This is a genomic window from Bradyrhizobium sp., from assembly GCF_050014615.1.
In the GTDB taxonomy this organism is placed as follows: Bacteria; Pseudomonadota; Alphaproteobacteria; order Rhizobiales; family Xanthobacteraceae; genus Bradyrhizobium.
The window spans coordinates 18203-36561 of sequence record NZ_JBEKCZ010000026.1 but is presented as its reverse complement, the minus strand read 5'-3'; the positions used below and the strand labels follow the sequence as shown (position 1 = coordinate 36561).

At 63.2% G+C, this 18359-nt stretch carries 16 protein-coding genes; 4 read left to right on the top strand and 12 right to left on the bottom strand.

The genetic code is table 11. The annotated features are described in order from the left end of the window. Positions 1-215 precede the first annotated feature (215 nt). Positions 216-1748: an acyl-CoA carboxylase subunit beta gene (locus ABR948_RS06715; RefSeq protein ID WP_428114911.1), complete on the bottom strand. Its 1533-nt coding sequence runs from the start codon at positions 1746-1748 to the stop codon at positions 216-218. 166 nt (positions 1749-1914) lie between these two features. Here ABR948_RS06715 and ABR948_RS06710 point away from each other — a divergent pair, with 166 nt between their 5' ends. Then, a complete protein-coding gene (locus ABR948_RS06710) occupies positions 1915-2334 on the top strand; it encodes a DUF4260 domain-containing protein (RefSeq protein ID WP_428114909.1) in 420 nt (139 codons plus the stop codon). A gap of 200 nt (positions 2335-2534) precedes the next feature. Here the strand turns inward: ABR948_RS06710 and ABR948_RS06705 are convergent, their stop codons facing one another. From ABR948_RS06705 to ABR948_RS06685, 5 genes are all read right to left on the bottom strand, one after another. Continuing rightward, complete coding sequence (locus ABR948_RS06705; RefSeq protein WP_428114907.1) at positions 2535-3188, bottom strand: carboxymuconolactone decarboxylase family protein; 654 nt, start codon at positions 3186-3188, stop codon at positions 2535-2537. 86 nt (positions 3189-3274) lie between these two features. Further along, a complete protein-coding gene (blaOXA, locus tag ABR948_RS06700; protein ID WP_428114904.1) occupies positions 3275-4093 on the bottom strand; it encodes a class D beta-lactamase in 819 nt (272 codons plus the stop codon). 184 nt (positions 4094-4277) lie between these two features. Beyond that, a complete protein-coding gene (locus ABR948_RS06695; protein WP_428114902.1) occupies positions 4278-4544 on the bottom strand; it encodes an EscU/YscU/HrcU family type III secretion system export apparatus switch protein in 267 nt (88 codons plus the stop codon). Beyond that, complete coding sequence (locus tag ABR948_RS06690; RefSeq protein ID WP_428114899.1) at positions 4541-6421, bottom strand: flagellar hook-length control protein FliK; 1881 nt, start codon at positions 6419-6421, stop codon at positions 4541-4543. The genes ABR948_RS06695 and ABR948_RS06690 overlap by 4 nt, the downstream gene beginning before the upstream one ends. A gap of 78 nt (positions 6422-6499) precedes the next feature. Beyond that, complete coding sequence (locus tag ABR948_RS06685) at positions 6500-7285, bottom strand: ATP12 family chaperone protein (RefSeq protein WP_428114897.1); 786 nt, start codon at positions 7283-7285, stop codon at positions 6500-6502. Positions 7286-7396: 111 nt separating this feature from the next. Between ABR948_RS06685 and ABR948_RS06680 the strand changes: the two genes are divergently transcribed. After that, complete coding sequence (locus ABR948_RS06680; RefSeq protein WP_428114913.1) at positions 7397-7858, top strand: hypothetical protein; 462 nt, start codon at positions 7397-7399, stop codon at positions 7856-7858. 52 nt (positions 7859-7910) lie between these two features. Here the strand turns inward: ABR948_RS06680 and ABR948_RS06675 are convergent, their stop codons facing one another. The 3 genes from ABR948_RS06675 to ABR948_RS06665 form a co-directional block, all read right to left on the bottom strand. Beyond that, positions 7911-9752, bottom strand: a complete 1842-nt coding sequence (locus tag ABR948_RS06675) for a DUF190 domain-containing protein (protein ID WP_428114894.1) — start codon at positions 9750-9752, stop codon at positions 7911-7913. A gap of 266 nt (positions 9753-10018) precedes the next feature. Then, complete coding sequence (locus ABR948_RS06670) at positions 10019-11239, bottom strand: amidohydrolase family protein (RefSeq protein ID WP_428114892.1); 1221 nt, start codon at positions 11237-11239, stop codon at positions 10019-10021. Between the two features lie 147 nt (positions 11240-11386). Then, a complete protein-coding gene (locus ABR948_RS06665; protein WP_428114890.1) occupies positions 11387-12595 on the bottom strand; it encodes an RluA family pseudouridine synthase in 1209 nt (402 codons plus the stop codon). Positions 12596-12727: 132 nt separating this feature from the next. On the opposite strand from ABR948_RS06665, the gene ABR948_RS06660 reads away from it, so the two are divergent. Beyond that, positions 12728-13672: an alpha/beta hydrolase gene (locus ABR948_RS06660; RefSeq protein ID WP_428114887.1), complete on the top strand. Its 945-nt coding sequence runs from the start codon at positions 12728-12730 to the stop codon at positions 13670-13672. Between the two features lie 50 nt (positions 13673-13722). Here the strand turns inward: ABR948_RS06660 and ABR948_RS06655 are convergent, their stop codons facing one another. Genes ABR948_RS06655 through ABR948_RS06645 form a run of 3 tightly spaced genes read right to left on the bottom strand, consistent with a single transcriptional unit; the run spans position 13723 to position 17133 of the window. After that, positions 13723-14361 carry a hypothetical protein gene (locus ABR948_RS06655; protein WP_428114884.1) on the bottom strand — a complete coding sequence of 213 codons (639 nt, stop codon included), beginning with the start codon at positions 14359-14361 and terminating at the stop codon, positions 13723-13725. A gap of 52 nt (positions 14362-14413) precedes the next feature. Beyond that, positions 14414-15742 carry a replication-associated recombination protein A gene (locus ABR948_RS06650; protein WP_428114882.1) on the bottom strand — a complete coding sequence of 443 codons (1329 nt, stop codon included), beginning with the start codon at positions 15740-15742 and terminating at the stop codon, positions 14414-14416. After that, positions 15739-17133, bottom strand: coding sequence for a DegQ family serine endoprotease (locus tag ABR948_RS06645; RefSeq protein WP_428114879.1), 1395 nt, complete (start codon positions 17131-17133; stop codon positions 15739-15741). Before ABR948_RS06645 ends, ABR948_RS06650 begins: the two co-directional genes overlap by 4 nt. A 200-nt stretch (positions 17134-17333) precedes the next feature. Between ABR948_RS06645 and ABR948_RS06640 the strand changes: the two genes are divergently transcribed. Further along, entirely contained in the window at positions 17334-18347 is a 1014-nt protein-coding gene (locus ABR948_RS06640; RefSeq protein WP_428114877.1) for a zinc-binding alcohol dehydrogenase family protein, read from the top strand. The last annotated feature ends 12 nt before the right edge of the window (positions 18348-18359 follow it).

Below are 18359 nucleotides of genomic sequence, written 5' to 3'. Positions count from 1 at the left end.
CAATCCGAAAATGCCGTAGATTGAAAGTCGATGTCAAAGTCTTCATACTGGGCAGCAAATTTCGATAAGGTCTTGAAACTATCTAGGATGTCTTTTTCTCTGCGCCCTTGGATTAAGCTTCTGAATCCCAGTAAATCTAGGAATAGCGTTGCGCGCTGTTCATATATTGCCATAATAGATCGCCCGAACAGCTAAGGGATTATTGTACTTAATTCTCACAACGGCAAATTGTCGTGCTTCTTCATCGGCATCTCGACATGCTTGTCCCGCAGCATCGCCAGTGCCCGCGCGATCCGGCGCCTGGTCGAATGCGGCATGATGACGTCGTCGATATAGCCGCGCTCGGCGGCGATGAAGGGCGACAGGAAGCGGTCTTCATATTCCTTGGTGCGGGCGGCGATTTTTTCGGCGTCGCCGATGTCGCTGCGGAAGATGATTTCCACCGCGCCCTTGGCGCCCATCACCGCGATCTGCGCGGATGGCCAGGCGTAGTTCATGTCGGCGCCGATTTCCTTCGACGCCATCACGTCGAACGCGCCGCCATAGGCCTTCCGCGTGATGACCGTGACCAGCGGCACCGTGCACTGCGAATAGGCGAACAAGAGTTTCGCGCCGTGCTTGATCAATCCGCCATATTCCTGCGCGGTGCCCGGCAGGAAGCCCGGCACGTCGACGAAGGTCACGATCGGGATGTTGAAGGCATCGCAGAATCGGACAAAGCGCGCGGCTTTCCGCGAGGCGTCGCTATCGAGCACGCCCGCCAGCACCATCGGCTGGTTGGCGACGAAGCCCACCGTGCGGCCGGCGATGCGGCCGAAGCCGGTGACGATATTCTTGGCAAACGCCTCGGAGATTTCGAAGAAGTCGCCCTCGTCCACGACCTTGAGAATAAGCTCCTTCATGTCGTAGGGCTTGTTCGGATTGTCGGGGATCAGCGTGTCCAGGGACATGTCGACCCGCCCGATGTCGTCAAAGCTCGGCCATTCCGGAACGCCGTCGGTGTTGTTGGAGGGCAGGAAATCGATCAGCCGGCGCATCTGCAACAGCGTCTCGACGTCGTTCTCGAACGCGCCGTCCGCGATCGAGGAGCGCGTGGCGTGCACGCTGGCGCCGCCGAGTTCTTCCGCCGTGACTACCTCATTGGTGACGGTCTTGACCACGTCGGGTCCGGTGACGAACATGTAGCTCGTGTTCTTCACCATGAAGATGAAATCGGTCATGGCCGGCGAATAGACGTCGCCGCCGGCGCAGGGGCCCATGATGACGGAGATCTGCGGGATCACGCCTGACGCAATGACGTTGCGGCGGAACACATAGGAATAGCCCGCGAGCGCCGCGACGCCTTCCTGGATCCGCGCGCCGCCGGCATCGTACAGCCCGATGATCGGCGCCCTCGCCTTCATCGCCATGTCCTGGATTTTGACGATTTTCTGCGCATGGGTCTCGGAGAGCGAGCCGCCGAACACCGTAAAGTCCTTGGCGAACACAAAGGTCTTGCGGCCGTTGACGGTGCCCCAGCCGGTGACGACGCCGTCGCCGGGCACCTTGGTCTTTTCCATGCCGAATTCGACCGAGCGATGTTCGACGAACATGTCGAACTCCTCGAAACTGCCCTTGTCGAGCAAAAGCTCGATGCGCTCACGCGCGGTCAGCTTGCCGCGGGCGTGCTGCGCCTCGATGCGCTTCTCGCCGCCGCCGAGCTTGGCACCGGCGCGACGGTCCTCAAGGGTATCCAGGATATCTTTCATGCGTCTATTCCCACCCGATTTGCAGACGTTCCAAGATTTGCAAGATTTGAATGCGTTCTAACACGGCATTTTGCCGGCGGGAAACGCCCTTCCGGGCATCTGGCGGCCCTGTAGTATCCTGGCCCGGCGCACGCTATATCCGGGGCCAAAATGGGAGGCAGAGTCCATGACCGATATCGCGAGCGCAGAGACCACGGGCACCGTGACCGGCGGATTGCGGACGCTGCTGCGGCTCGAGGGGCTGGCGCTGTTTGCGGGAATGACGCTGCTCTACGCGGTCTGGGGCGGATCGTGGTGGGTCTACGCTTTATTGTTCCTGGTGCCGGATCTGAGCTTTCTGGGCTATCTCGCCGGTCCAAGGGTGGGCGCCATCATCTATAATGCCGCGCACAGCTACATGGCGCCGATGACCCTGATGACAACAGGATTCGGGCTCGACTCGCCGCTGACATTGTCTATCGCGATGATCTGGCTGGCGCATATCGGCATCGACCGCGCGCTCGGCTTTGGCCTGAAATACAGTGCCGGATTCGGCTTCACCCATCTCGGCCGCATCGGCAAGGATGCCAGGGCGGCGGCGAATTGACATCCTCTCTCACTGCTTGTTGGCTTGGGTAGATAACTGTTTCGCTGCGCGTCGCTGCAACGGCAACAGCCGTCGCAATTCGGATTCAGTCATTCCGGGATGGTCCGAAGGACCAGACCTCAGATGTGCAATTGCACATCGGAGAATCTCGAGATTCCGGGTTCGATGCTACGCATCGCCCCGGAATGACGATATCCCCCCTACTTCTCCCCGACCTTGAACGGCGGCTCCTTGCCGGGGGGCGTGGTTTCCTCCGCCATCGCCAGCATCATCGCCACCATGACGTAATTGCCGGCGACGCCGGTCAAATCCACGATCTGCTGATCGCTGAAGATTTTCTTGGCCCGCGCATAGGTTTCGTCCGACACCTTCTGCGTGGTGGTGAGCTCGGTGACGAAATCGTAAACCACGGCCTCATCCTCGGCCATGCCGGACGGCCGCTTGTTGGCCTTGAGCTCGGCGATGATATCGGCCGATAGTCCGGCTTTCGCCGCCAGCGGCGCGTGCGCGAACCACTCGACCTGCGAGCGCCATTGCCGCCCGATGATCAGGATCGCAAACTCGTTGAGCTTGGTCGGCACCGAGGTTTCCCAGCGCAGATAATGAAACAGATCGAACAGCCGCTGACCCAGCACCGGGCTGCGCATGATCGGATTGTAGGGTCCGCCGAGGCCGACGCTGGAGATCTTCATCACCTGCTCGCCGAGCGGCTTTTGCGCGTCGCTGAGCTGGTCCATGGTGAGTTGCGGAAAGCGCGGTTCCCTGGCGGTCGCGGACGGCGGGAACATGGTGGCGGCGAGCCAGCCGCCGGCCGCGGCGAGCATCAGCGACGACATCCAGATGGCAGATTTCATGACTTCCTCCGGGCGTTTCTTGTTGGTGCCCGGATGCTAATCCAGCCGGCTTTCCCGCGCCAGCGGGATCAGCGCAGGTGTTTGGATCAGATCGCGCCGATGTCGGCGAGGCACTGCTGCGTCAGCTTCATGCGATCGGCAATATGATGCGGCTCGCGCACATCGAGATTGAGCGCGAACACGGTATTCGCACTGCCCTTCTCGGCCCAGCCCACCATCCAGCCCAGCGACGGCTTGCCGATCTCGGCCCCAAGGAGGCCGGACTTGGCGCGAATGATGGAATCGCCTGATTTGGTGACGGGCAGGATATCGCGCACCAGCTCCTGGCTGCGCTTCGAGACCGGCAGGCTGCCGCGCCGCAGCCGGTCGACGAAATCGACTTGCTGCACCGGATCGATGCGTAAGTTTCCGGTGAGCCAGAACTGGTCGATGCCGCCACCGATATCGCGGTTGCCGTATTCGAACAGATCGAGATATTTCTGCATCCGCTCCGCGCCGATGCGCCGGGCGATCTCCTGATAGACCGGCACGGCAGAGGCGGCGATCGCCGAGCGCAAGGTGTGGTCGCGATTCCAGGCCTCAAAGCTTCTGGTGACGCCATCCCATTTGAAGACGTCCTTGTCGGGATCGCCGACCACGCCGGTCTCCAGCGCGATGATGGAATTCGGAATCTTGAAGGTCGAGGCCGGCAGTTTCGCCTCGCCCGAGCGGTCCTTGTCGCTGGCGATGACGAGATAATCGTCGATCTTGTAGCCGACGAACGTGCCGGCCGTTCCGACGTCAGTAAATCGCCTGGCCAGATCCTCGCGAATCTCGCTGCGCTGGTACACGACATTGGCAGAGCCCCGCGACGGCAATAGGCTCGCACCGGCGAGCGCCCCGAGCACATGGCGGCGATTGATCATGATGGCAATTTCCGATCCGGCCTCAAAACGCCGGCGACGATGCGAATGACATCGTGGTGAAATGATGACTTGGAAATGACTCGCTTTTTCGTCATGGCCGGGCTCTTGCCGGCCATCCACGTCTTTCTTCGTTTAAGTGCAGTAAGACGTGGATGCCCGGCACAAGGCCGGGCATGACAGCTTGTTACCGGATGCGTCCCGACAGCCGCAGCACGAAGATCAGGACTTCCGCCACCGCCTTGTAGAGCTCGGCCGGAATCTCGTCGCCGAGTTCGACATTGGAGAGCGCGCCCGCCAGCACCTCGTTCTCCTCGATCGGGATGTCATGGGCCTTGGCGACCTCGATGATCTTGGCGCCGATGCTGCCCTTGCCCTTGGCGACAACCCGCGGCGCGCCCGTTCGGTCGTAATGCAGCGCGACCGCGAGCTGGCTCCTGGTGTCGGCACTCATAGCGCGCGATCCAGAAAATGCCCCGCCGGCGCCGAGGCCGATTGCACCGGCGCGCCGTCGCGGACCACGATATCACCCGGCTGCAATTCGGCCCGGCTCAAGGCCTGGCTGAGCTGCGAAACCCCGGCGCGCAATTGCGCCGCGGTCGCGGGCCGCTCCGCCCACATCCGCACTGAAGTCCGCTCTCCCGTGAGCGATACCATCGCATGGACCGGACCGGCGGGTTCGACGTCGAGCGAGAACCGCGCCCGCCAGACTTGCTTGGCAGCTCCGGCCTCGCGACCGCCGCCGTCACGCGAAATATCGAATTGCGCCATCGCGGTGCCCTGCGGCGTCGCGAACGGGATTTCGAAATTCCAGCGTGGCGCGGTGGGATCGAGCCGCCCCGTGGCCGTATCGGTCTGGCCGGGCAATGACGCCACCTGCAGCAGCGTCTGCCGCGCGATCGCGCCGTCGGTATCGGCGAGCAGATGCTGCATGGCTGTTTCGGCCGAAGAGTTTGACACCAGCGTCGCGGGCAGCACCGGCTGCGCCGCCGGCAACGCGCCATTGATCGGCGGCGGTGGCAGGTTGGTGCGCGCGAATTCGGCGTCATCGACCGCCAGGGGGCGCGCGCCCGTCAGCGTCGGAAGCAGCGAAAGCGCCTGGCTGTTGTCGAACGCGAACCTGGCCAGGTTTCCCGCCGCCAGCGGACTGGTCTGCACGGCGGCTTCCTGCAGCAGGTTGAGGGCCGCACTGCTGGCGGCAGCCCGCGCGGCGGCGTCCGCCGACGTCGCTGCGGACGAGATCGTCTGGTTGGCCGCGCCGAGGTCGAGAATTTCCTGTGCGACGACAGGTGCCGCGCTTTGCGACGCGGCGGCGGTTTGTGCGGAAGCCGCTGATGTCGTGATTTCGGAGGCGAGCAGCGGCGCCAGTTCGGGCGACAGCACCGTCGGCGTTTCCGGCGCGGCGATAATCGTGACCGGCTGCGATAGTTGAACGGACGGTTGGCTGCCCGGCTCGACCACGACGGCTCCCGGCGCCGTTGGCGTGGCGCCTTGCTGCGCAACCACCTCGGTCGGCGTCGTGCCTGGCGCCGCCGCCGACAATGTCGCGCCCGAAGGTGCGGTTGCCGTCGTCGCCGGCACGCTCTGCGTCGCCGATGTGCCCGGTGTCACCGGAGCTGTGCCCAGCGAGGTCGTCAGCACCTGACGCAGCACAATCAGCGCCGCCTTGAGATCCGGCGCCCCGGCGGAGGACGACACCGCTCCGGACGCCAGCGATGCTTCCAGAAACAGCCCGGAACTCTGAAACGCCTGCTTGATGTCATCGCCGGTCAGGCCCGGATCGAGGCTGGTCTGCTGCGCCAGCACTTGCGCCACCGCCTGCTGAACCTGCGGCGGCAAGCCGCTCAGCCCGGCGGCAACGCCGAGATTGGAAAACAACGTCGCCAGCGAAGTCTGCTGGGTCACCGCGGTCTGGGCCGCGGCCGAGACCGCTGAAGTCTCCAGCGCGGTGAGCTGGTTGGCCACCACGGTCCCGGACGTCGCCGGAACCGCAATACTCGCCACCGCGCCTGGCGCCAGGGTCACGGAGTCGCCTGCCGCGGTCGATGTGGCGGCACCCTGGCTGGCGGAAGCACCGCTTTGCTGGCTGACCACCGCGAGGCCGATGCCATCAGGGGTCTGCGAAACCTGGAGCTGCAGCGTCTGGCCGGCCTGCAGCGGGACCTGCGACACCACGTCGAGCGGCTGGCCGCCAATCGAGATGGTCGCCTGATCGTTGCCGAGGATCTGCAGCACCTTGGCGCTGATCACGCTGCCCGGCTGCAGCACAATATTCGCTGTGGCGCCCTGCGCGGCGACCTGCGGAATGTTCGGGGTAATCACGATCGACATGGGTTTACTTAGGTTTACTGGGGCCTACTGCACCGGGTCAGGCCCGGTTGACGCTACCCCTGTGTCGTAAACCCGCCGTTAACCCATGCTCGAGTTGAGCGCTTTCAATATGCCCGCGGCGGCCTTGAAATCGACCCATCGGGCCGCCCTGCGCGCGGCGACCTCCTCATCGATGCCCCATTTTTCGATGTTCCAGTCCTCGTCGACATGGGCGGCGGCCCAGACCTGATCCTGATCGAGCACGCCATGCAGCAGCGCCAGAGCGAGCAGCGCCGAGCCGGTCAATGTCGTGATCACATGCAGCGCCGCGATCGACCAGGGATCGGACGGCAGCGCGGCACGCACCGCGGCAACAGCCGTCTCGGGCTGACGGACATGCACGATTCCCTCGGCCAGTATGAAATGGGCGCCCAGCGTGTCCGCGGCCCAGAACAGGATCGGGTCCCACTGCGCGGCCTCGCGCGCCACCAGGGCTTCGGGATGGCCGGCACGATAGAATAACAGATCTGACTCCAGATATTTCGCGACGTCCTCGGTGACGGCATCGACCCGGTCGATCACGGCATCGACCACGCTATTGGCAAACCGGGTGAACGGCATCGTCAGGGGATCGATCAGCTCTGCCTGCGCCTGCCATTCCCCTGCGATGGCGTCGGCGATCTCGCGGCTCGGCGCCGTCAGCGCGCGCCCGGAAGGGGTGCGGATCGGCTTGTCATCGAGGGTGATGGCAAATCCGCCGGCTGCTTCCGCGGCATCGGCCCTGGCATAAAAACGCTTGCGGCGCGGTGTGCGGGTCGTGCGCCGCACCGCCTCCTCCGGATCGAGCGCAGAATGGCCCGCCACTTCATCGAACAATTCACGCATTTGCGTTTTCGGCTTCCATTTCGGCTTCAATGCGTCGGTGATATCGGTAGGCAGGGTACGACAAGGATGGATGCAAATAAAGCGAGCCGGCCGGCGATGGCGAAGGTCTTTATGCGGGTTTTACTTGCAAGCCTTGTTCTGCTCGCCGCTGCCGGCATTTCGCCCATTGAGGCAGGGTTCCGCTCCCCGGAATCGCTGGTCCGGAATGTCTATGCCTATTACGGCGACAGGTCGTCCGATCTGTCGAACGGGCTGCCGCGCGATGCCGCCACGGTGCGCCAGTTCTTCGATCCGGGCCTGCGCGAGGCCTGGCGCGCGTCAACCCGACCGCCCTACGACTTTCTGGTCCAGAGCCCGACCTGGAAGCTCGGCGCCATCTCGATATCAATCCTGCGCAAGCAGTTCGACAAGACCTATGTCGCCGTCGCCTTCGACAATCAAGGCCGCGCCGTTACCCTGAACTTCATTCTGGTGAACGGTCCCGAGGGCTGGGTGATATCGGATATCGAGAGCCCGCACGATTCCCTGCGGATGTTTCTGGCGCAGTACAGAAACCAGGGCGCCAACCCATAAGGTCGGAAACCTCAGCCGCGCCACACCCGCCGCGCGGCGCAACGTCTGCCGCTCACACGGCGCTCGCGATCGGCAGCGATCTGACGATGTCTTCCGTCGCCAGCGTTGAATCAACGATGTCCCAGTGCTCGATGTGCTTGTAGATGATGACCTTGCCCTGGAGCCACGCCCCGTGCTTTCGCGTGAACGTTTCCAGTTGATCGCGCTGGCCGATCAATTCGACGCACATCGTGAGATCGGGGTTTGGAACTTCAAATCCCTGGTCATGGGTTTTACCGTGATTGCTGTAGCCGAAGTGCGTGTGGTGCGCGACGGCGTTCATGATGCCCGAGCTTTTTGCCGCCAGAATCAGCTCGCGGTACAACGGTCGTCCACCGAACAGCGACTTTCCGTTCAAGGGCGCCTTTTCGCGGGGTTTCATGTAGATCCGGACCATGCCGATCTCTTTGGGCGCGAGTTTGTGGGAAAATGGGGTCATGGCTTGAACCTTCTGTTGGTTGTCCGGAATCTGACGAGCGGCTTGCCGGCGGTATTGAAGGCGATCGATGAAATCGACGATCGGTGACGAACCGAAATCCCGGACATGGCGCATCGACACATCCGGCGGGATTTGATCGGAAGACGTCTTGGGAACGCCGATACGCTGCGAGAGGTAAATGCTGGAGTGGCCGCTGCACAGATACGCAAGGAAACATGCGACAGCCATGTAAGCGGCATGCGTGGCGCCAAACAGCTCGATCCCCATGATCATGCAAGCCAGCGGCGTGTTCGATGCTCCCGCGAACAAGGCGATAAGGCCCAACCCGGCGAACAAGTCCGTCGGGGCTCCGAGCACGCCGGAGAGTGCGTTGCCAAGTGCTGCACCAATAAAGAAAATCGGCGTGACTTCGCCGCCCTTGAAGCCCGACGTCAGCGTGACCACGGTGAACAGCGTTTTCCAGAGCCAGCTCCAGTGATCGATATGGCCGCCATCGAAAAACGACGAAATGGTTGCATCGGCGGGATTGGGCGACCACACGCCGAGGCCGAGATACTCCCTGGTGCCAAACAGGTAGACCAGTCCGATAATCGCGACGCCGCCCAGTGCCGCGCGGATTGGCGCGTATGGAAGGATATTCTTCAGGATCGCCTGGCTGGAATGCGAGACTTCGGCGAACATCCGTCCGACCAGTCCGAAGGCAATTCCCGCCACGCAAACCTTGAGAAAAAGCAGGGCGTCGAGATGGAACGACGCCGGATCGACGGCGCCCGACAGAAACGAGATTTGATAATGCGTGTGTTCGATACGCCACGCATGACAGGTCCAGTCCGCGGCAATGGCCGCCATCAGACTGGGAATCAGCGCTTCATACTGGATGCGTCCGACGGTCAGAACCTCGAGCGCGAAGATGGCGCCCGCGATCGGGGTGCCGAACACGGCGCCGAATCCCGCGGCGATTCCAGCCATCAGCACCACGCGGACATCGGCCGGATCGAGCCGGAACAGGCGTCCAAAACCGCTTGCGATGCTGCCGCCGAGTTGAACCGCCGTGCCTTCGCGACCCGCCGAGCCGCCGAACAGATGCGTCACGACGGTCGAAACAAAAATCAGGGGCGCCATGCGCAGCGGAACCCCGCCACCGGGCTCGTGGATTTGATCGACGATAAGGTTGTTGCCCGCCTCGGCTGAACGTCCGATCCATTGATAGACGAAGGCCATCGCGAAGCCGGCGATCGGCAACCCGAATAGCAGCCAGGGAAAGGCGAACCGGGCCCTGGTGACGGCGTCAAGACTCCACAGGAAGCCGGCACAGAGCGACCCCACGACGACAGCCATCGGAACGACGATCGCGATCCACCTCAAAATGCCCAGAATTTGGCGAAGTCGAAGGCCGAAGAAGCTGGCGAAGGACATCACGCGGCTCCGACGCCCGCGGGTGTCTCAATCGCAATGTTCGAAGTTCGCCGGGCGATCAGCGGAATATGGGCCGAAACGGACATCTGGCGCCTCTCCAGCGCCAATTTCATTGAATTTGTGCAGCGCACCAATACGTGGGATTACGTAGGAAGTCGGGCCGCCGCTGCCGCGCCAACGAGAACCCGCAACGACCGATTGGCGCAGCGGCGCAAGCAGGCCTCGCGGTCGCTCGCGCCGAGCCCGGCCGCGGCGGCGGCAGCCTGTTACGGTTTCTGATAGATGATCTGGCCCGCCCGAATGGTGTAGGCGACCCTGGCAAGGTTACGAACGTCGGCGACCGGGTCGCCGTCAAGAATCGCCAGATCGGCATCAAGCCCCTTTTCAACCCTGCCCTTGTTCGCAGCTTTGAAATACAGCGCCGGACTAGTCGTCAGCGACGCCAGCACCTGTCGTTCCGAAAGCGCGCGGTGCATGAGTTCGTATTCCTGCGTGGTGTCATAGAGTTTGGTGAAGCCGACGTCGGTCCCAAACAGAACGACACCGCCGTTCCCTGAAAACGTCTTGAGCTGGCTGACGCCGGACCCCACCAGCATGTCGGTCAATGCGGGGCCGCCAGGTATGTGCGCAAACAGAGAAAGCGTCGGAATCAATGCGATCCCCTGCGACTTGAATCGGGCGAGCTGCTCGGGGCTGTAGGCGGGTCCGCCGGGAATGGTGTGGGCCATCACATCGACTCCCGCCGCAATGACCGTGTCGACACCGGTTTGGTTTTGCGGATGGGCGAATACCGGCCTGTGCTCCGCATGGGCCACCTCGACCGCGGCTGCGGCCGTGGCCGGCTCCATATTCACGACGGGCTTGTCGCCCATATAGGCGCCGGTGAACAGTTTTATTCCGTCCAGCCCTCTTCCCAGATAATAGCGCGCCATCTGCGTGGCCTGGTCCGGTGTGGCGGCTTCGGGGAGCTGCATCTCGGCAGGCAGATAGACGGGATGCCCGCCTTTGGGGAAGATGCTGCCAGCCAGAAAGATATTGGGGCCCGCGACTTCACCGGCGGCGATGCGGCGGCGCAGCGCCAAGGTATCGTCCGGATCGGAACCGAGGTCCCACACGGTGGTGAACCCCCATCTGGTCAGCATCTCCCGCATATGGTCTTCCAGCGGCGCTACCGGTGCGCTAGCCGCGTTTCTCCATGCAGCTTCCGTGAAATGGACGTGACTGTTCCAGAAGCCGGCAACAACGGTTTTGCCGGAGCAATCGATGACGCGGGCATCCTGGGGAAGCTGGATTTCGCCGCGGCTGCCAATCGCGGTAATCACGCCGCCGGACGTGACAACGACCGCATCGGGCAACGGGGTCGCGTCAGGCGACGCGTACACACTGCCTCCCACCAGAGCGAGTGTCTGCGCGTTAGCGGTCGCGGTGCCGCAGGCAGCCCCGCCAAGCAGGAGAAAAAGCGCGACGCGGAACGGATTCGCGATCATGAGCGGAGCCTCCGAATGTGCACGATGGCAGGCTGGTGCCAGAACAGATGGAAGCCAGCGATACCTCAATCGCGCGCCCTCGATTTGATCCTTGTTGCGCCTGCCGGAAAAGATTGCTGACGGCGCCCTCATGTCGCGCCGCCGCTGTCATTCTTCAGGGGCGTTCTCGATCGGGTCGAACCGGTCGGCCTCAAGGCCCAGCAGATTCCAGGATTGCAGCATGTGCGGCGGCAGCGGCGCGGTAGCGTCGATCACGCCGCCGCGCGGATGCGGAATCACGATCCGGCGCGCCAGCAAATGCAGCCGCTTCTGCAGGCCACCCGGCAATTGCCAGTTTTCCTTGTTGAAATATTTGGGGTCCCCGACGATGGCGTGATCGATATGGGCCATGTGGGCGCGCAATTGATGGGTCCGTCCGGTCACCGGCTTCAGCGAAACCCAGGCGAGTTTCTGCGCCGAGGTCTCGACCACCGCGTAATAGGTCACCGCATGGCTCGCGCCCTCGTCGCCATGGGCGGCGATGCGCATGATGGTATCGTCCTCGCTCTCTTCCTTGGCGAGATAGGTCGAGATGCGGCCCTGCTTCGGCTTCGGCACGCCCGCCACCAGCGCCCAGTAGATCTTGCGCGCGGAGCGATGGCGGAACGAGCCGGTCAGCGCGGTCGCCGCAAAACGCGTTTTCGCGATCAAGAGGCAGCCTGAGGTTTCCTTGTCGAGCCGGTGCACCAGCCGGGGTTTCTGGCCCTTGGCGTCGCGCATCACCTCGAGCATATCGTCGACATTGCGCGTAATCCCGGAGCCGCCCTGCACCGCCAGCCCGGCAGGCTTGTTCAGCACCATGACGTCGGCATCCTCAAACAGGATCATGTCCTTGAGCGCCGAAAGCGTCTTGGTCGCCGCTTCCGAGAGCTCGCCGGCGACCTTGGGCGTATCGAGCTTGAGCGGCGGAATCCGAATGCTTTGCCCCTCCTCCAGCCGATCCTTGCTGTCGGCGCGCTTGCCGTTGACGCGCAATTCGCCCTTACGGACGATGCGCTGGATGTGGGAGAAGGACAGGCCGGGAAAGCGCGCCTCCAGAAAGCGGTCGACGCGCATGTTGTTCTCATCCGCGGTCACCACCACGGTCTGAACCTTGGTGGGCAGCGGCGGCGGCTCGACCACGATCTTCTCGGGCTCGGCGACGAAGGGCGGTGGCCTGACGGCGCGCGGCGCCGACGAAGCAAACCGCGCCGGCGGCTTGCCGCCGGGACGATGCCCCTGCGGCCGCTCCGCCTGCGAGCCCCGATAGGGACGCGCGCCCTTCGGACGATCGCCGGGCGGGCGTTTCGCCAGTGGTCTCTTGACGCGACGGCTCATGGTGATTGCAACTCCTAACTGAGCCGTTGGGTAGCCCAAAAGCAGCGAATCGTCACGGTGAAATCGGTACAAATCCGGTGTGGGATCGGCCATGCTGGGTCAAACAGTCGAGAAAACAGGGAAGTATCGGGGATGGCGTTATCCAGGCCGGTTTTAGCTGTTCTTGCCGCCGTTCTCGCCGCGAGCGCTGCCGTTGCCGAGGACGGCCCGATGCCGCCGGAAATCGCCGGCAAGCTGCGGGAACTAGGCCGCGTCATCGACCCGCCGAACACCGCTTTGCTCTATGCGCCGCTGCAGGAAAAGGAGCCCTACCCCGACGTCAGGATCGAGCGGGATATCAAATACGGCCCCGCGGACCGCAACCTGCTCGACGTCTTCATGCCGCAGACGCCTTCAATGGGCCGCCCGGTGTTGATCTTCGTCCATGGCGGCGCCTTCACCCGCGGCAACAAGCGTTTGCCGGGAACGCCGTTCTACGACAACGTCATGCTGTGGGCGGTGAAGAACGGCTTCGTCGGCGTCAACATCACCTATCGGCTGGCGCCGCAGTTTACCTGGCCCGCGGGCGCCGAAGACGTTGCCGCCGCTGTTCAGTGGGTCTGCGACAAGATCAGCGAACGCGGCGGCGATCCCGCGCGCATCTACCTGATGGGGCATTCGGCCGGCGCGGTCCATGTCGCAAGCTACGTGTCGCATCCGGAATTCTACAAGGTCAGGGATGGCGGGCTCAAAGGCGCGATCATGGCATCCGGCATCTACGACCTGACGGCGACACCGCCCGGCGATCCCGAACGCGCCTATTTCGGCGAAGATTCCTCGCGCTATGACGGGCAATCATCGCTGCAGGGTTTGATGATGACGAACATTCCGCTGATGGCGGTTACCGCAGAACTCGACCCGCCCGTTTTCGTCGAGCAGTTCGATATCCTGAAACAGGCCGCCTGCAAGAGACCGGTCGGATGCGCCCGTGCGCTGCTATTGCCGCAGCATAGTCATATGTCGGAGATATATTCGATCAACACCGCCGATACGCGGTTGACCGGCGAAATTCTCGACTTCGTCAAGACCGGCAAATAGCGCTCGATGTCGAGCCGCGCCGGCAGTTCAATTCAAAACAACAGCACTTGTTAAAACAACAAGACTTGCACATCCCCTGACATCTGCGCGCGCTGATCATCCGCAAGCACCGTCAGGCCCGAGGTCTCGGGCCGCAACATCAGCTTGACCGGAGTGGCCAGCGCCGGATCGGTATACACAAACCGCACCGACCCGGATGGCCCTTTCTTGGAATCGGCGAGTTCCGAATAATCCGAAAACAGCGATGTCGCCTGATAGCCTCTCTTGAGCAGATCATCCTCCATCTGCTTGGCGATCGTTTTTGTTTTCGGATCCGTCGTGTACACGACGATCACGGTCGAGCTGCGGTTTTTTCCGTATTCGGCGGACGGCGCAGCTGGCGCGGCGGCAGCCGGAGCTATCCGCTTGCCGAGATCGGCGATCGAGGTTTTGATATCCTCCAGCTGGGCCTTGATCCCGGCCGCCTGCTCGGTGACGAGACCGGTGGTCGCACCCTGAAATTCAATCCCGAGGCCATGAAAGTTGAAATTGGAAAGCGTGGGGATCACGAACAACAGCGCGCCAAACGCGAGCAGCCCGGCATAGATGTTGGGAACCGCGGGGCTGCGCATGATGCCGATCAGGCAAATGATCAGGAGAATGCCGCCGCCGATAAGTGGTGCGATCTTGATCAGAACATCGGTTGTCATATGCACCCCCGATTTCCTAGAAATCGCAGGATAATACAACCTTAAGGATAGTTCAACCGCGCTCGCGGCGCAGCTTCGCCCAGTAATCCAGCCGCTTGCGGATCTCGCGCTCGAAGCCGCGGTCGGGCGGATCGTAGAAGGTCTGGCGTCCAAGCGCCTCGGGAAAATAATCCTGTCCGGAAAAGGCCTCCGGGGTGTCGTGGTCATATTCGTAACCGCCACCATAGCCTTCCGACTTCATCAGCTTGGTCGGTGAATTCAGAATATGCTTCGGCGGCAGCAGCGAGCCGCCCTCCTTGGCCGCGCGCATCGCCGCGCCGAACGCCTTGTAGGCCGCGTTCGATTTCGGCGCGGTGGCGAGATAGATCACCGCCTGCGCGATCGCCAACTCGCCCTCGGGATGGCCGAGAAAATCATAGGCGTCCTTGGCGGCGTTGCAGATCACCAGCGCCTGCGGATCCGCAAGCCCGATATCCTCGACCGCCATGCGCACCACGCGCCGCGCCAGAAACAGCGGATCTTCGCCAGCGTCCATCATGCGGGCGAGATAATACAGCGCCGCATCCGGATCGGAGCCGCGCACCGATTTATGCAGCGCCGAAATCAGATTGTAATGACCGTCGGCCGACTTGTCGTAGATCGGCGCGCGGCGCTGCAGAATGTCCTGCAGTTTCTGCGCATCGAAGACCTCGCCCTCGCGCGCGGCGCGCCAGACCTCTTCGGCCAGTGTCAGCGCGGCGCGGCCATCGCCGTCGGCCATCCGCACCAGGACGGCGCGGGCCTCGGTATCGAGCGGCAGCGCCCTGCCCTCGACGCTCTCGGCATGGGCGAACAGCCGTTCGATCGCCGAGGGGTCGAGCGAATGAAACACCAGCACGCGCGCCCGCGACAATAGCGCCGCGTTAAGTTCGAACGAGGGATTTTCGGTGGTGGCACCGACCAGCACCACGGTGCCGTCTTCCATCACGGGCAGAAACGAATCCTGCTGGGCGCGGTTGAACCGATGCACCTCATCGACGAACAACAACGTTCCCTTGCCCATCTCGCGCCGCGCGCGGGCCGCGTCGAACGCCTTCTTCAGATCGGCGACGCCGGAAAACACCGCCGAGAGCTGTTCGAAATGCAATTCGGTGGCATCCGCCAACAGCCGCGCCACCGTGGTCTTGCCGGTGCCCGGCGGGCCCCAGAACACCAGCGAGCCCAGCGTACGCGTCGCCAGCATGCGGGTCAGCGCGCCGTCCGGTCCCAGAATGTGGTCCTGGCCGACGACATCCGACAGCGTGCGCGGACGCAATCGGTCCGGAAGCGGATGCGGCGCATCCTGCTCCATCCCCGCAGCGGCGAACAGGCTGGTCCCCTCGCGTGGGCGCTTCGGGCTCATCCGCCGAGCGTAACGTTGATCTGCTGGCCGCCGCGCAACAGGGTGATGCGCCATAGCCGCAGCGCGTCGCGCGTCGCCTTTTCGAGATCGCTGGTCCTGGCGATTTTCTGGCTGTTGACCGCCAGGATGATATCGCCCTTCTGGAAGCCGACATTGGCCGCCGTTCCGCCGTCGGCGAGGTCGGTCACCACGACGCCTTCGGTGTCCGCATCCAGATGCAATTCATCGGCGACCGCCGGCGAGATGTTGGCAACCTTCGCCCCCTGGAACGGCGAGCGTGTGGTCAGCACAATCTCGTTACGCCCGGTATCGGGCGCGGTCTCAAGCGGGATCGTCAGCTTGACCGGCTTGCCGGCGCGTTGCACGTCGATATCGGACTTGCCGCCGAGCGGCCGCGTTGCAAAGCGATAATCGAACGCATTGGGATCCTCGACCGCCTGCCCGTCGATCGCGACGATCAGATCCGACAATTTCAGCCCGGCCCGTGCCGCCGGACTGTTCGGGACGACGTTGGCGACCAGCGCACCGGACGGCAACCGAAGCCCCAATGTCTCGGCGATCTCCGGCGTCACCGCCTGCAGGCGGGCGCCCAGCCATGGCCGCCTGACCGCCTTGCCGCCGCTCTTGGCCGAGGCCACCACCACCCGCACCATATTGGCCGGGATCGCAAAGCCGATGCCCTGCGATCCACCGGAACGCGAGAAGATCGCGGTATTGATGCCGGCGAGCTTGCCGGTCACGTCGACCAGGGCGCCGCCCGAATTGCCCGGATTGATCGCGGCGTCGGTCTGGATGAAAAACTGATAGTCGGAAATGCCGACCTGCGTGCGCGCCAGCGCCGAAATGATGCCGTGGGTGACGGTCTGTCCGACGCCAAAGGGATTGCCGATCGCGAGCACGACGTCACCCACCAGGAGCTCATCGGAATTCGCGAAATCGAGCGTCGGGAATTTCTCGTGGGTATCCTTCAGCCGCAACACCGCCAGATCGGTACGGCTGTCCTTGAGCACGATCTCGGCCTCGAATTCGCGCTTGTCGGAGAGCGAAACCTTGAACTGGTCGGCGCCTTCGACAACGTGATTATTGGTCACGACCAGACCGGATGGATCCACCATCACGCCCGATCCGAGCGAGCGCTGCACCTGTTCCTGTTGCTGGCCGGGTACGCCGAAGAAACGGCGGAAGATGGGATCGTCGAGCAAGGGATTGCGATCCTGCACCACCTTGGCGGCATAGACGGTGACCACCGCCGGTTGCACATGCTGCACGATCGGCGCGTAGGAGAGCCTGAGTTCCGCCGCCGAGGCCGGTACGCGCCGGTCCTGGGACATCGCCGGGGCCGTCGCGGCCCAGAGAGCCAGCAATGCCGTGAAAATGCGAATAACGATCATGAAGGGATTCCCGAGGATAGAGGCCGAATATAAGCTCCCGGGCTCGCGAATAGAAGTGACGGCAAGCCCAGGGGCCGGCGACAGCCCGATTCGGCCACCGCGGCGAGCGATGAGGCTTCGCCCCACCTTGCAATTCCGCCGCGGGAACCGCACCTAGTCGAAGGCCCGGCATTTGCCGCCGGCAACAAGGACAACCGCCCATGAAGGCCGTCGGATACAAAAAATCGCTTCCGGTCGACGCGGCAGACGCGCTGATCGATTTCGAGACCGTCAAACCGCAACCGGCCGGTCGCGACATCCGGGTGGCCGTCAGGGCGATTTCAGCCAATCCGGTCGATTACAAGGTCCGCAAACGTGCCGCCCCGCCCGAAGGCGAGACCAAGATTCTCGGCTACGACGCCGCCGGAGTAGTCGATGCCGTCGGTCCCGACGTGACGCTGTTTAGGGCGGGCGACGAGGTCTATTACGCCGGCTCGATCCAGCGCCAGGGCACCAACTCGGAATTTCATCTGGTGGATGAACGCATCGTCGGCCGCAAGCCGAAGACGCTTTCGTTCGCGCAGGCCGCAGCCCTTCCCCTCACCTCGATCACCGCCTGGGAATTGCTGTTCGACCGCCTCGGCGCTGTACCCGGCAAGAGCGTCGATCCGCGCACGCTCGTGATCGTCGGCGGCGCCGGCGGCGTCGGCTCGATCCTGACCCAGCTCGCCCGGCGCCTCACCGGCCTGACCGTAGTGGCGACGGCATCGCGGCCGCAATCGCAAAAATGGTGTCTCGATCTCGGCGCCCATGCCGTCATCGATCACGCTTTGCCGATGAAGGAGCAGATCGACAGCCTGAGGCTGCCGCCGGTGGCGCTGGTCGCCAGCCTCACCAATACCGGCGACCACTACAAGGCGCTGGCGGAGATCATCGCGCCGCAGGGCAAATACGGACTGATCGACGATCCCGCGGAATTCAATGTCAGCGTTTTCAAAGGCAAGTCGGTTTCGGTTCACTGGGAGTCGATGTTTACCCGCAGCTCGTTCCAGACCCTTGACATGATCGGCCAGCATGCCCTGCTCAACGATGTGGCCGACCTCATCGACAAGGGCGTGCTGCGCACCACGCTCGATCAGACCTTCGGCACCATCAACGCCACCAATTTGAAGCGCGCACACGCGCTTTTGGAATCCGGCAAGTCGCGCGGCAAGATCGTGCTGGAGGGGTGGTAGCGTAACGTAGGG